Origin of the sequence: Nocardia sp. NPDC051030, from assembly GCF_040683015.1 — a bacterium.
GTDB lineage: Bacteria > Actinomycetota > Actinomycetes > Mycobacteriales > Mycobacteriaceae > Nocardia.
Window position 1 is genome coordinate 360102 of the sequence record NZ_JBFBCD010000003.1, and the last position, 13303, is coordinate 373404.

Consider the following 13303-nt stretch of genomic DNA (forward strand, 5'->3'; position numbering starts at 1 on the left):
CACGCGCGCCGCCAGCCCGTGCAACCGTCGAGAAGGCCTGCCAGGGTGCGAAGTTGCACGCGTTACGACAGTCGCAGGCCTTCTCGACAGTTGCAGGCCTTACAACCCCTGCAACTGTCGAGAAGGCCTGCAGCTCATGCTGCCCCCGGTTAGGAGGAGCCGGTGCCGAAGCCGCTGCCGGAGTTGCTGGAGCCGGTGTTGGTGGTGGTCTTGAGGGTCCAGGTGCCGCAGCCGGTGGTGAAGAAGGCTATGTCGGTGGACTTGATTTCTACGGTTACCTTGCCGTTGATGGCGCCGCCGCTTTGGAGGATGGCACTGGCGTCCTCGGTGATGGCGGAGAGGCGGGCCCAGGCGCAGACAGTGGCGGCCGTGGTGGTGGTGTACGTGCCGGGCTTGATGTCTACGCCTACCTTGAAGGTGGCGTCGTGGTCTATGACGGTGGAGAGGTCGGCTCCGGCGGTGCCGGTCGCGCTCAGGAGGGTGGCTGCGGTGAGGGTGATGCCATTGAGCCACAGGGTTTTACGCATGGGGGCGAATCCTTTCGACGGTCCGCCGTGATGCGCCCGTCAACTATCTGAAGTAAAAGTGTTTCGCAGGTTAGCCGGTGTGGGTTCCGGACGTGCGTGTTTCCCACAACCCCGTCGCACCCTACCGCGCGACCTCCACCGCTGCCGAAATACCATCTGACACAAGAACATCGCCACGTCGATGGGGCTGATCGGAGTCCGAATGGCTATCACCGCACATCTGTTCGCAGTCACCATCGACTGCCCGGACCCCATCCGGCTCGCCAAGTTCTATCAACAGTTTCTCGGTGGGCAACTGCGGTCCACCAACCCGAACTTCGTTGTGCTGACCAGCGATCACGACATCCGTCTGGACTTTCAACGCGTCGCCAACCATCAGCCGCCCCCATGGCCCGGCTCCAGCGCGCCGCGTCGGCTCCACCTCGACTTCAGCGTCGATGATCTCGAACAGGCCGAACAACACCTGCTCGGCTTCGGCGCCACGCTCGCTTCTCACCAGCCCGGCGGTGAACGCTTCCGCGTATTCCTCGATCCCGCGGGACATCCCTTCTGCGTCGCCACCGCTGGAGCCGCAGCCGTTCCGGCCGAATGATGACGTCGTGCATCGGCACCGCCAACTATGCAGCCGCTGGTCACCGCCATCGAGGATGGTTGGGACTTTCCTCGATGGCGGTGACCTGGCCGACAGCTCCTATCGCCTATCGGCCGGACGGCCCGGCCTCACTTCAGATGCCGAGCGAAGAACCGGCCCCCCTCTTCCCCCGCGAACTGCGGGACGCCGGTGTGCCCGCCCATATTGGCGTGCAAGGTCTTCTCCTTGGAGCCGAAGGCGTCGAACAGATCCAAGGCCATCTGCCGGTCGTTGTCTTCGTCATCCCACTGCAGGAGAACGTGCAGGGGAATGGTGACCTGCCGGGCTTCCTCGAATATGGTGCGCGGCACGAAACTTCCGGCGAAGAGAACGGCGGCCGAGATGCGCGGCTCGACTGCCGCCAGCCGGACGCCGATGGAGATCACCCCGCCCGAATACCCGACCGGGCCGCCGATCTCGGGCAGCGAAAGCAGGGCATCGAGGGCGGCCTGCCATTCCGGGACCGACTGGTCGACCAGCGGGAGGGTGAGGGCGTCGACAATCTCGTCGGTGACCGGCTCACCGGCCGCCAATGCTCGGCGCAGGTCGGCGCGAGCCTGCTCGAAGGCGGCCGAACGGGGCCGGTCACCGCTTCCTGGGAGCTCGATGGTGGCCGCGGCGAAGCCTTGCGCGGCAGTGTGCCGGGCTCGGGCCGCCAGTCGGGGGTACGCCTTGCGCAGCCCGAGGGGAGGGGGACTGACCAAGATCAGCGGGAGTGGTGCGGACACGGATGCGGGAGTCCACAGGATGCCGGGGATCTCGCCGAGGGTGAATTCGCGTTCGAGGACGTCGTCATCGAGGCGTTGTTCGGAAGTGAATTGCATGGTCGTGCCTTTCGGGAGTGCTCTCGTGCGGCGCTCCCGGACGACCTATCGCCCGACCATGGCTCCGGAGGGGAGCACCCATGTCGATACTGCGTTCACGGGTACCACCTCCTCGTTCTCTTGCACGGCCTCCGGAAGGCTAGCAGCCGTCATCACGGTCCGCCAACGGGTTTTTGCGGCGGCTTCAGAACCTCGTGGCACCCACCCGCTCGGCGAGCGGCTCGGGGAGCGGATACGGCTTCTCAGGCGGCAGAAGGGCTTTGGCGCGATCGGCACGGCCCTCCCGCAAGTGCGCGGACATCTTGTGCACCAGGGGAGTGAGGTCGCGGATCTGCACGGTCCAGTCCTCGACATACTGGTCGATGATGTGGCGGGACAGCCCCACCTGAATGCTCCGGTGGTCGAGCTTCGCATCGCGCAGCGAGTATTCGGGATCCCACTGCACATGCACCACGGCATGTTTGAATTGCGCCCGCCACTGGTCGGCATCGGCGTACACGCGGCGCTCGGGGCTGGTCAGCACCGCCTGGCTCAACGCCTCCTCCCACCCGGCCCGCGTGATCCGCACCGCGAGAATGCGTTCCTGCCCGGGCTTGCGTGCCCAGTTGCTGCGATGCATGAGCCACCGGAACGACGGCTTGATCCACGTCATCCGATTCACCGAGAACGGCGGCACGAATCGCTGCGCGGCGACCGCCGGTGCGGCAATGGCCTCGCTGTACGCCTGATAGACGGTGATGGTGTCGCGGTCGTAGTCGGCCCGGATCTCGTACTGATTCATAACGGGGCAACCGTAGGCGGATCGGGGGAGTGCGCACCAACGGTTTTCGGCGCGGGTGTACGCGAACTCCACCCCGGCTCCACCCCGGGGTGGTGGGTGGAAGCCCGCGCGCGACCGACCGTAGAGGCATGGATTTGCAGAATGCGGTGGTCGAAGGCGTCATAGCGGTACTGGTGATCGGCTGGATCATGTACCGGCAGACGCGCTGGCAGGTGCTCGACGGCACCCGGATGTGGCGTGGGCCGATCATTCTCGGCGTGGTCGGCGTCGTGCAGGCGAAGAGTGCGTTCGCGGGGCAGGGGATCGGCACCGTCGCCATCGCGCTGCTGGTCTTGTCCGCGGTCCTGAGTGTCGGCGTCGGTGCCGCCATGGGCCGCCTGTCGCAGCTGCGCTGGGCCGACGGCCATTGGGAGGCCCGCACCGGCTGGATCGGTTCACTGCTGTGGCTGGTCTTGCTGGCCGTCCGGATCGGGGTGGACGTCCTGGCGCACCTGGCCGGAGCCGAGGTGGTCGCCTCACTCGGCGTCATCCTGCTCATTGTCGCGGTGAACCGCGCGGCTCGAACGCTGGTTCTGGCCCGGCGTGCCGAGCAAGCGCAGCTGATTGCGGCACACTGACTCTGATGCTGCTCACCTCCGAACCCACACGCCTGGCCAGGTTCTTGCGCCTGGTCGGGCTCGTCTCCGTGGTGTCCTCGTCGGTGGGCGATGCGTCGATGCGTCATCCGTGGGTGGCCGTCCTGGCGGTGCTGTCGTGGCTGGGCTGGGCGGGCTGGGTGGTGGAGCCCGCCCGGGCATACCGGTTGGAGCGAATCTGCCTGTGCGCCATGGCCGTCGGCGGCGGCGCGACCTGTATACAGTTGCCCGGATCGGCGATCACGGCGCTGGCCACGGTGTTCATCGGCCTGGCGCTCGCCGGGACGGTCGGGTTCGGCCTCGGTGTGGCCGCCGTGACGGTCCTGTGCATGTGCGTTTCTGTGGTGGCCGCGGGGGTTCGGCCGCAGGCGCTGGCGGGGCTGCTGGTGGGCGTCGTGGTGGCGGGATTGGGCGGCTGGGGTAGACGGCAGTCGCGGATTGCCGCAGACCAGAATCGGCTGCTGGTGGAACAGAATCGGGTGATTCGCGCCGAGCGTGACCGGGCGGCCGCGCTGGCCGAGCGCGGCCGGATCGCCCGCGATATGCATGATGTGCTCGCCCACACCCTCGGCGGGCTGGTGCTTCAACTCGACGCCGCGGACGCCCTGCTCGAGGCCGGACAGGTGGATCGAGCCGCGGAGCGGGTCAAGGGATCTCACGCGCTGGCGGTCTCCGGATTGGCGGAGGCGCGGCGGGTGGTCGGTGCCCTGCGGGCCGAGAGTTTCGACCTGACCGCCGAACTGCGTCGCCTGGCGGAGGAACATCGCAGTGCCGGTGGGCAATTGGAGGTCCGGTCGGATGTCGACCCGGAGGTGTCGAACGAGCAGGCCGCGGTGGCCATTGCCCGGGCGGTGCAGGAGTCGCTGACCAATGCCCGCAAACACGCTCCCGGACAACCGGTTACGCTCGCCCTCCGCGGCGATGCGGACATGATTCAGGTACAGGTGTCGAATCCGCTGACCGCGCACCGGGTCTCGCTCGCGGCCTCCGGTTCCGGGGCGGGACTGCTGGGCATGCGGGAACGCATCACCGCGGTGGGTGGCACGGTCGAGGCAGCGAAGGAGGGTGATCGGTGGACGGTGCGAATCCGGGTGCCGCGCAGGTGATCACGGTGGTGGTCGCCGATGATCAGACCACGGTGCGCGACGGCCTGACCACGGTGCTGACGCTCCTGCCCGATATCGAGGTGGTGGGGGAGGCCCGCGATGGCGCGGAAGCGGTCGAACTGGTGCGCCGCCACTCGCCCCGGGTGATCCTCATGGACCTCCGCATGCCCGGCATCGACGGTGTCGCCGCCACCGCCGCGATCACCGCAGCCCACCCCGAAACCGCCGTCCTGGTCCTGACCACCTACGCCGACGATGCCTCCATCGCCGGAGCCCTACGCGCGGGAGCCCGCGGCTACCTCACCAAAGACGCCGGTCGAGCCGAAATCGCCGCTGCCATCCGTTCGGTAGCCAGCGGCCACACCACCCTTGCCGCGGACGTCGGTCGCCGAGTCGTCTCAGCCCTCGCCGCCCCCGCCCAGCCTGACATCGACCTCACCGACCGAGAACTCGACGTCCTCCGCCTGATGGCCCAGGGCCGCAACAATTCCGAGATTGCCAAGGAACTCTTCATCGGCGTCAGCACCGTCAAAACCCACATCAACTCCCTCTTCGCAAAACTCGGCGTCCGAGATCGCGGCCAAGCCATCGCCTACGCCCACCGCACCGGCCTCGCGGGGTAAAACCCCACCCAGTCCCGCTGACGGCTGGTTCCCCCCGCCGCGCGATCAAGATCAAGGAGCGCTCACGGCGGATTCAGCCTCGAATTCCCGCCACCACAGCTCCCTCGCTGATCTGAGCGGTAGGGCGCAAGATTGCGATTAGGATCTGTAGATGTAGCGATGTATGCATGTATCGCCGGACAGTTCCTTCCATCGAAAGGGATTCGCCCGCTGCGCGGGCGGAAAACGCTGAGTGGGAGGGGTTGGCCGCAGTGTCGTGTTGTCGGCTCGGACGCCTACGATGTCGCCATGACCAGCCAGCGCTTGCGGATTGTCCCCTCGCAGTTCGTGGTGGAGCATCTGCCGAACTCGACCTTCCCCGAGGATGACGAGTGGGTCGCGCTCGTGCGAGCGCCCGAGGGGCTCACCGTGGTTCGGGAGGCGCCGCCGTGGGCGGAGGGTGAGGTCTGGAAGGGGTTCTACGGCGGCGAGAGTGCGCACGGGCTGGATCAGCCGGGGATGTTGGCCGCTCTGGTGGGGCCGCTGGCCGAGGCGAAGATCTCGGTGTTCGTGGCCTCGACCTATCACGCGGATCTGGTGCTGGTTCCCGCGCACCGGCTCGACGACGCGTCCACGGCGCTGCGCGAGGCCGGACACCGAATCGCTTGACGCACAGAGTTCTCACGCCGATTTGCGCCGACGGCACCCCCGGTCCAGGATAATACTGTCTACGTACGTAGAACGTACGAGTGCAAAGCACCTCCGTGTCGCGGCGAGCGTCTCGCGCCGCCACCCGCGCCACCCTACGATCGGGTGCTACGCACCGAGATAGTAGGCCGAGATACGGTGTGGACCGGTCGGGCCGTGAGGTGAGGAGTACAAGTGGGTGCACGAGGCTTCGGCGAACTCGAAGCGGTCATTATCGAACGCATCTGGGATCGTGCCGAGAAGACCACGGTCCGTGAGGTATTCGACGAACTCGCCGCCGAACGCGACATCGCCTATACGACGGTCATGTCCACCATGGACAACCTGCACCGCAAAGGCTGGCTCGAACGCGAGCGCATAGGCAAGGCCTACCGCTACTGGCCCACCCACAGCCGCGAGGAATACAGCGCCCGCCTCATGCGCGAGGCCCTCGGCAGCGGCGGACGCTCCGAACTTGTCCTCGCCCATTTCGTCGAGCAGATGAGCGCCGAGGAATCCGAAGGCCTGCGCGCCGCCCTCCGCAAGATCGCCCGCACCAAACGAAGCTGACCCGCGCGCCGGTGTCAGATGTGGGATCCGCCCGGTATCGGTGCGCAGATGACGATGCCGATGGCGGCGGTGAGTACGGCGGCCATGGGCACCAGGGTGGCCATGGCGGTGACTGCTGCGAGGGTGAGTCGGGTGCGGGCGCGCAAGGCTCGCGCGGCGGGGGCTTCGAGGCGTTGCAGGCGGGTGGTGAGTCCCACTTCGGTGGCCCCGAGGGCTCCGGCTGGGCCGGAGGCTATTCCGGAGAGGGCGCGCAGGGCTTGTAATACGGTGCGGCGGCCGTGGATTCGGGCTGCGGCGTCATCGGCCATCATTTCCAGTAGCCACGCGACCTCGAGTGCGCCGATCGAGAAGAGGTTGATGCGGGGGAGTGTGGTGGACAGCCCGCGGGTCAAGGCGAGGAGCAGGTGGTGGCGACCGGCCAGGTGGGCTCGTTCGTGGGCGAGTACGGCCTCGAGGTGATCCTCGTCGAGCGCGGTCAGCACGCCGCGGCTGATGACGACCGTATGTGGTTTGCCCGCAACGCAATAGGCGGCGGGTTGATCCACCTCCAGTACGACGGCATCCAGGTCTGGATGGTGCCGACCGGCCATCCGAGTCAGGGCCGCATGTTCGAGGGTGGTGCGCCGGGCCCGCAGCAGAGTCGCGCCGAGCCGCATGGTCACCACCACGGCCGCGAGCGAGGCTGATCCGGCCAGCAATAGCAGCCCGGTCTGTACCGGTGCGCCGTACCGTCCGATGGCGGCATCGTGCATATGCGTGATGCACCCGTCGAGAATGCGGCGCGGCGCTTCCGAAAGCTGGTGCGTGAGAACGTCGAATACCAGAATCGTCAGCGCGGTGGTCCACGCCAGCACGGTCGTCGCGAGAGTGGCAAGCCAGGCCGCCAGCGCGACTCGCGGCACCGCACTCGCATCCCCCACGCCACGCAGGAGCCTCGGAGCCAGCACGGCCACGGCGAACCCGTACAGGGCCAGACACGCGGCGGCGCTCACCGCATCACCAGCGCGGAAGAAGTGGACCGATCCGGAGTCGTGGTCGCGGCCCGGCGTGCCGAGATGTCCGCCGCATCCGACCACCCATCGGGGCGGTCGCATCGACGGCGCGTGCGCCCTGCGCTGGCGAACTGGTTGCCCCGCGCTGCACACCGACGGCCATAGTCTTCCCACGAACCTGCCGGTGTGTCCGGTCGCATCAGTGCTCCTCCCGTCGAGCGCGCTAGAGCTTACGGATGGAACCTGAGGGCATCCTTACTGTGGCGGGGGCGGGATCGCGGCGGTGTGTAGGCGACGGGCGAGTTCGAGGCTGCGATGGCGGAATTCCGCGGGGTGTTCGATGGTGAAGTCCGCGCCGATGAGGGCGATATTCAGGACCAGCCATTCGAAGGAATCGACCCAGGCGGTGATTCGGCAGGATTCGGGGGTGAGGGGTTCGATATCGCAGTCTTGGAATTTCAGGGTGTCACCGACTTGGGTGGCCGGGGCGTCGACCGTGACGACGGCTTGGTGGCGGGTTGCGGTGAGGCCCTCGCGGAGATAGTCGGTGGCCGAGCGGGCGGGTAGGGGGCGGGGAGTGAAAGGTATTGCGGTGGAGGTTATTTCGCTGACTCGGTCGAGGCGGAAGGTGCGCCAGTCGCCGCGTTCGGTATCCCACGCGAGCAGGTACCAGCGCAGGTGCAGGTGGACCTCGCGATAGGGCTCGACCCGGCGGCGCGAGACCTGGCCGTCGCGGCTGACGTAGTCGAAGGTGACCAGCTCGTGGCGGGCGGCCGCCAGCCCGAGGGTCGACAGCTGCTCGGGATCGACCGCGGGGGCCGACTGGGGTGCGGCCTCCACCGTCGTCCGCAACGCGGTCACCCTGGGGCGCAACCGTTTCGGCAGGAATTGGTCGAGCTTGCCGAAGGCACGATCGGCGGCGGGACCGATTCCGGCGGGACCGTCGGAGTCCGGTGCCGAGGTCGCGCCGAGCAGGGCCAGCGCCAGGAGCGTGGCGACCGCCTCATCATCGTCGAGGACCAGCGGTGGCAGGGTGCGCCCGGCGGCCAGTTGATAGAACCCGCTCGGCCCGGGCTGGGTGCGCACCGGATAGCCGTACTCGCGCAGCCGCTCGACATCGCGGCGCAGTGTGCGCGGGCTGATCGCGAGCCGGTCGGCAAGGTCCTGACCTGTGAATTGCCTCCCCGTTTGGAGCTGGGCCAGCAGTTCCAGCATGCGGCGAGTCACATCGGGCATGTCTCCATGATGACTCGAATCGCGGTCAGGATCCGGCCACATCTGCTCGTACGGTCGGATTATGACCACAACGACCGAGCATCGTCGCGCCATTCGGATCAGGGCGGCGCGGACCAATAATCTGCGCGCCATCGATATCGATGTGCCGCGCAATAGCCTGGTGGTTTTCGCGGGAGTGTCCGGTTCGGGCAAGTCATCGCTCGTCTTCGACACCATCGCGGCCGAGGCCGGGTACCAGGTGAACGAGACCTATCCGCCGTTCGTGCGCAATCGCCTGCCGCGCTGGAGCCGCCCCGAGGTGGACTCCATCGACGGGCTGTCGCCGGTGGTTGTGATCGACCAGAAACGCCTCGGCGGCAATGCCCGATCCACCCTCGGCACCATCACCGACACGTACAGCTATCTGCGCCTGCTGTTTTCGCGCATCAGCGATCCGTATGTCGGTGAGTCGAACCACTTTTCGTTCAATGACCCGGCCGGAATGTGCCCCACCTGCTCGGGCCTGGGCGAAACCCTCGCGATCGATATCAACCGCATTCTCGACCTGGACAAGACCCTGGAGCAGGGCGCGATCCTGTTGCCCGGCTTCGGCAATGGCAAGTACTGGTATCGCCAGTACGCCGATATCGGTTCCTTCGATCCCACGACACCGCTGCGGGATTGGACCGAGGACGAGCGTGCGGCACTGCTGCACGGGGGAGAGGCCGCGGCCCGGCTGGGCACCCGCCCGCCGAAGGACTACGAGGGCGTAGTCGACCGGTTCGAACGCATCTACCTGCACACCTCGGACAACCTGTCGGAGCACAAACAGGCGGTGGTGCAACGCTTCACGCACGCCCGGCCCTGCCCGGACTGCGGCGGTGACCGGCTCAATGCGGCCGCGCGCTCGGCCCGGGTGGCGGGCCACACCATTGCCGAGCTGTCCCGGATGGAGATCGACGCACTCACCGATGTCATTGCCGCGGTCAAGGATCGGCGAATCACGCCCGTCGTGGAGGCACTGCACGAGCGGCTCGCCGCCCTGACCGCCATCGGGCTCGGCTACCTCTCGCTGGCCCGCCCCACCACCACCTTGTCGGGTGGTGAGTCGCAGCGCATCAAAACGGTGCGGCACCTGGGCAACAGCCTCACCGAGATGCTCTATGTGTTCGACGAACCGACCGTGGGCCTGCATCCGCACGATGTCCGTTCCATGACCCGCCTCCTGAAGCGCCTGCGCGACAAGGGAAATACCGTGCTCGTAGTCGAACACGACCCGGACGTCATGCGCGTCGCCGATGAGATCGTCGAGATCGGCCCGGGCGCGGGCGTCGCGGGCGGGCAGGTGGTCTTCCAGGGACGATTCGAGGACATCCGGCGCGCGGACACCCCCACCGGCCGGGCGCTGCGCCGCCGCGGCGGGCGGCATACTCCGCGCTCGGCGACCGGAAAGATCCGTATCGAGAACGCGACCCGGAACAACCTGACCGGCATCGGAGTCGACATCCCGACCGGCGTGCTGACCGTGATCACCGGCGTCGCGGGCTCCGGAAAGTCCAGTCTGGTGGCCGAACTCGTCGACCAGCACCCGGCCACCATTGTCGATCAGCGGCCGGTGAGCACCAACCGTCGCTCGACACCGCTCACCTACACCGGTATCGCACCGTCGCTGCGCAAACTGTTCGCGGAGCGAAACGGCGTGAGCCCCAACCTCTTCAGCGCCAATTCCGAGGGTGCGTGCCCGGCCTGCGACGGGCTCGGCGTCGTCTACACCGATCTGGCCTTCATGGACGGGCAGGAAGTGGTGTGTGAGACCTGCGGCGGGCGGCGGTTCACCGACGAGGTGCTGGCATACACCCTGGATGGACTGTCGATCGCCGACGTCGGCGACCTCACCATCGGTGAAGCCGCCGAACGCCTGCCCTACGCAGGCATCGAGCGGCCCCTGGGTCACGTCACCGAGGTCGGTCTGGGCTATCTGCGGCTCGGCCAGCCGCTCACCACGCTGTCGGGCGGTGAATGCCAGCGTCTGAAGATCGCCCGCGAGCTGGGCAAGCGGGACGCCCACAGCCTCTACGTGCTCGACGAGCCGACCACCGGCCTGCATCTCTCCGATATCGACACATTGATGGATGTGCTGGGAACCCTTGTGGGCAAGGGCAATACGATGATCGTCATCGAGCACAACCTGGATGTGATCCGCCGCGCGGACTGGGTGATCGACCTCGGTCCCGGCCCGGGTCGTCATGGCGGCCGGATCATGTTCGAGGGCCTGCCCGAGGCGCTCGCGGGTCACGACGAGTCGTTCACCGGCCGGGCGCTGCGTCACTAGTTGCGCGGGATGGCGTCGATCCGGTAATACTATCTACGTACGTACTCAGTAGATAAAGCTTGTGCCGTCCTCTCATCGGCACGGGGACGCCGACCGGACCGGCGTCGATGACGAGTGGAATGGGGCGCGACCTCCATCGCGATCCATTCCACTCGTTGTCATCCCCTCACGGGCGAGCGAGCAGTTTGCGTGCCGCCGATTCGATACGCGCCTCGTCCAGCAGCACCGTCGAGGCGGCCGGGCCGAGCGGGATGAAACTGTCCTCGCTGGTCACCCGGGCGATCGGCCCGTCGAACCCGGCGTCCAGCAGCGCCGCGCACACGGCCTCGGAAACGCCTCCGCTGCGGCGGGTTTCATCGGCGATGAGGACGCGGCCGGTGGCGCGCGCATTGTCGAGGAGATCGTCGATCGGCAGCGGCGAGAGCCAGCGCAGGTCCAGAACCCGTGCGTGGATTCCGCGTTCGGAGAGCCGCCGGGCGACCCGCAGACTCATCGGCACCCCATTGGCGAAACTCACAATGGTCAGATGCGCACCGGTGCCGTGCACGCGCGCCTTGCCGATCTCGGCATGCCGCACGGCGGAAACCGGTGCGAGCCAACCGCTGTCGCCGGGCCGATGCAGATCCCGCGTGTGGTACAGGGCAATCGGTTCGAGGAACACGCACACCCGTCCGTCCACCCGGGCCGCCGAGACGCAGGTGCGCAGCATGGCCGCCGCATCGTCGGCGCGCGACGGGGAGGCGATCACCACTCCGGGGATATCCCGCAGTGCCGCAATGGAATTGTCATTGTGGAAGTGCCCGCCGAAGCCCTTCTGATAGGCGTAGCCCGCGATCCGCACCACCAGCGGATTGCGGTAATTCCCGTCGGAGAAGAACGACAATGTGGCCGCCTCGCCGCGCAACTGATCCTCGGCATTGTGCACATAGGCGAGGTACTGGATCTCCGGAATCGGCACGAAACCCGCCAGGCCCGCACCGAGTGCCGTGCCCAGCACGCTCTGCTCATCCAGCAGCGTGTCGAACACGCGGCGCACGCCGAACTCCTGTTGCAGGCCCTTGGTGACGCCGTACACGCCGCCCTTGCGGCCCACGTCCTCGCCGAACACCAGCACATCGGGATCGCGGGTGAGCAGCTCACCGAGCGTGCGATTCACCGCCTGCGCCAAGGTCATCGGCTCACCGCTGTCGCCGGTCGGGGCGGGGAACCCGCCGGAACCGGCGGCCGGGGTGCCGCGCAGCGCGTCGGTGCGCACAACCGTCGGCCGGTTCGGTGCGAGCGGAGCCATGACGGCGGGCGCGGACGTCAATTTGACCTCGCCCCACACCTTTTCGGCCGTCTCGGCGACCCGCGCCCCGATATCGTCGTAACGCCTGAGCAATTCACCCGGTGTCGCCATGCCCGCGGTGATCAGCAGCCGGGCCGTGCGGGCCACCGGATCACGGCGCAGATCCGCGGCGATCTCGGCCGGACGCCGGTAGGCCGCCTCCACATCCGAGCCCGCATGCCCGAGCAGCCGCACCGTGCGCAGCCGCAAGAAGGCCGGTTTGCGTTGTGCGCGAACCCATTGCGCCGCCTCGCTCGCGGCGGTGAGCGCGTCCACGAGATCCGCGCCGTCCGCTTCGAAGTACCGCAGCCCGGGTCGGGAACCATAGGCCTGCGCGATCCAGGTGCGCGGTGTCGGCACGCTGATCCCGATTCCATTGTCCTCGCACACGAACAGAATCGGCAGGGGCACACCCTGATGCGCGGTGTGCACGGCCGTATTGATCGCCCCGGTGGCTGTCGAGTGATTGGCCGAGGCATCGCCGAAGCTGCACACCACCACCGCATCCTCGGGCCACTCGCACGGCACCCGCAGCTGTGCGGCGCGTTCGATGGCGAAGGCCAGCCCGACCGCGCGCGGCAGATGCGAGGCAATGGTCGAGGTCTGCGGAATCACGTGCGCGGGCTTGCTGCCGAAAACCTTGTGCCGCCCACCGGAAATGGGATCCGCCACCGCCGCGGCCACCCCGAGCAGCACATCGCGAATCGGGTCGAGCCCGGGTACCTGTCCGGCGCGCTGGACGAAGAAGGCGGCCGAACGATAGTGCAGCAGTGCGGGATCGGTCACCCGCAGTGCGGCCGCCACCGCCGCATTGCCCTCATGCCCCGAGGAGCCGATGCTGTAGTACCCGTGGCCTTCCCGGGTGAGCTGGCGCGCCGCGAGATCGAGGTGCCGCGCGGTGGTCTGGGCGTCGAAGAGTTCCAGGCAGCGCGCGCCGGTGATCGGACTGTCCGGGGTGATGGGTTCCTGTTTTCCACGAGCGGGCCCGGGTGTCGTCGCGGTGACCTCCGCGCGAAACCATTGATCGAGTTCTGCTTCGCGCTCGTTGATTCGACCCACCACTTCCATATGTCC

Annotated in this window: 13 protein-coding genes; 7 read left to right on the forward strand and 6 right to left on the reverse strand. The window is 67.5% G+C overall.

What is annotated here, in order from left to right; genetic code table 11:
* Window positions 1–149 precede the first annotated feature (149 nt).
* Entirely contained in the window at window positions 150–527 is a 378-nt protein-coding gene (locus tag AB0N05_RS10780) for a hypothetical protein (RefSeq protein ID WP_364690636.1), read from the reverse strand.
* 202 nt (window positions 528–729) lie between these two features.
* On the opposite strand from AB0N05_RS10780, the gene AB0N05_RS10785 reads away from it, so the two are divergent.
* Window positions 730–1119: a VOC family protein gene (locus AB0N05_RS10785; protein WP_364690639.1), complete on the forward strand. Its 390-nt coding sequence runs from the start codon at window positions 730–732 to the stop codon at window positions 1117–1119.
* 128 nt (window positions 1120–1247) lie between these two features.
* Here the strand turns inward: AB0N05_RS10785 and AB0N05_RS10790 are convergent, their stop codons facing one another.
* Complete coding sequence (locus tag AB0N05_RS10790) at window positions 1248–1982, reverse strand: alpha/beta hydrolase (RefSeq protein ID WP_364690642.1); 735 nt, start codon at window positions 1980–1982, stop codon at window positions 1248–1250.
* A gap of 184 nt (window positions 1983–2166) precedes the next feature.
* Window positions 2167–2763: a DUF4291 domain-containing protein gene (locus AB0N05_RS10795; protein WP_364690645.1), complete on the reverse strand. Its 597-nt coding sequence runs from the start codon at window positions 2761–2763 to the stop codon at window positions 2167–2169.
* Window positions 2764–2891: 128 nt separating this feature from the next.
* On the opposite strand from AB0N05_RS10795, the gene AB0N05_RS10800 reads away from it, so the two are divergent.
* The 5 genes from AB0N05_RS10800 (at window position 2892) to AB0N05_RS10820 (ending at window position 6363) form a co-directional block, all read left to right on the forward strand.
* Window positions 2892–3380, forward strand: a complete 489-nt coding sequence (locus AB0N05_RS10800; RefSeq protein WP_364690647.1) for a hypothetical protein — start codon at window positions 2892–2894, stop codon at window positions 3378–3380.
* Between the two features lie 5 nt (window positions 3381–3385).
* Window positions 3386–4504 (forward strand): histidine kinase, encoded by a 1119-nt coding sequence (locus tag AB0N05_RS10805; RefSeq protein ID WP_364690650.1) that lies wholly within the window; start codon window positions 3386–3388, stop codon window positions 4502–4504.
* On the forward strand, window positions 4471–5127 hold the full coding sequence (locus tag AB0N05_RS10810; RefSeq protein WP_364690653.1) for a response regulator transcription factor: 657 nt from the start codon (window positions 4471–4473) through the stop codon (window positions 5125–5127). Before AB0N05_RS10805 ends, AB0N05_RS10810 begins: the two co-directional genes overlap by 34 nt.
* A gap of 288 nt (window positions 5128–5415) precedes the next feature.
* The gene (locus tag AB0N05_RS10815; RefSeq protein ID WP_364690656.1) at window positions 5416–5775 is read left to right on the forward strand and encodes an ACT domain-containing protein; all 360 of its coding nucleotides are present in this window, start codon (window positions 5416–5418) and stop codon (window positions 5773–5775) included.
* A gap of 213 nt (window positions 5776–5988) precedes the next feature.
* Entirely contained in the window at window positions 5989–6363 is a 375-nt protein-coding gene (locus AB0N05_RS10820; RefSeq protein WP_364690658.1) for a BlaI/MecI/CopY family transcriptional regulator, read from the forward strand.
* 14 nt (window positions 6364–6377) lie between these two features.
* Here AB0N05_RS10820 and AB0N05_RS10825 read toward each other — a convergent pair whose 3' ends face one another.
* Both AB0N05_RS10825 and AB0N05_RS10830 read right to left on the reverse strand, forming a co-directional pair.
* A complete protein-coding gene (locus tag AB0N05_RS10825; protein ID WP_364690661.1) occupies window positions 6378–7457 on the reverse strand; it encodes a M56 family metallopeptidase in 1080 nt (359 codons plus the stop codon).
* A 153-nt stretch (window positions 7458–7610) separates the two neighbouring features.
* Window positions 7611–8591 (reverse strand): WYL domain-containing protein, encoded by a 981-nt coding sequence (locus tag AB0N05_RS10830; RefSeq protein WP_364690664.1) that lies wholly within the window; start codon window positions 8589–8591, stop codon window positions 7611–7613.
* A 61-nt stretch (window positions 8592–8652) separates the two neighbouring features.
* Here AB0N05_RS10830 and AB0N05_RS10835 point away from each other — a divergent pair, with 61 nt between their 5' ends.
* Window positions 8653–10902 (forward strand): excinuclease ABC subunit UvrA, encoded by a 2250-nt coding sequence (locus tag AB0N05_RS10835; protein WP_364690667.1) that lies wholly within the window; start codon window positions 8653–8655, stop codon window positions 10900–10902.
* 166 nt (window positions 10903–11068) lie between these two features.
* Here the strand turns inward: AB0N05_RS10835 and AB0N05_RS10840 are convergent, their stop codons facing one another.
* Complete coding sequence (locus AB0N05_RS10840) at window positions 11069–13297, reverse strand: thiamine pyrophosphate-dependent enzyme (protein ID WP_364690670.1); 2229 nt, start codon at window positions 13295–13297, stop codon at window positions 11069–11071.
* Between the last annotated feature and the right edge of the window lie 6 nt (window positions 13298–13303).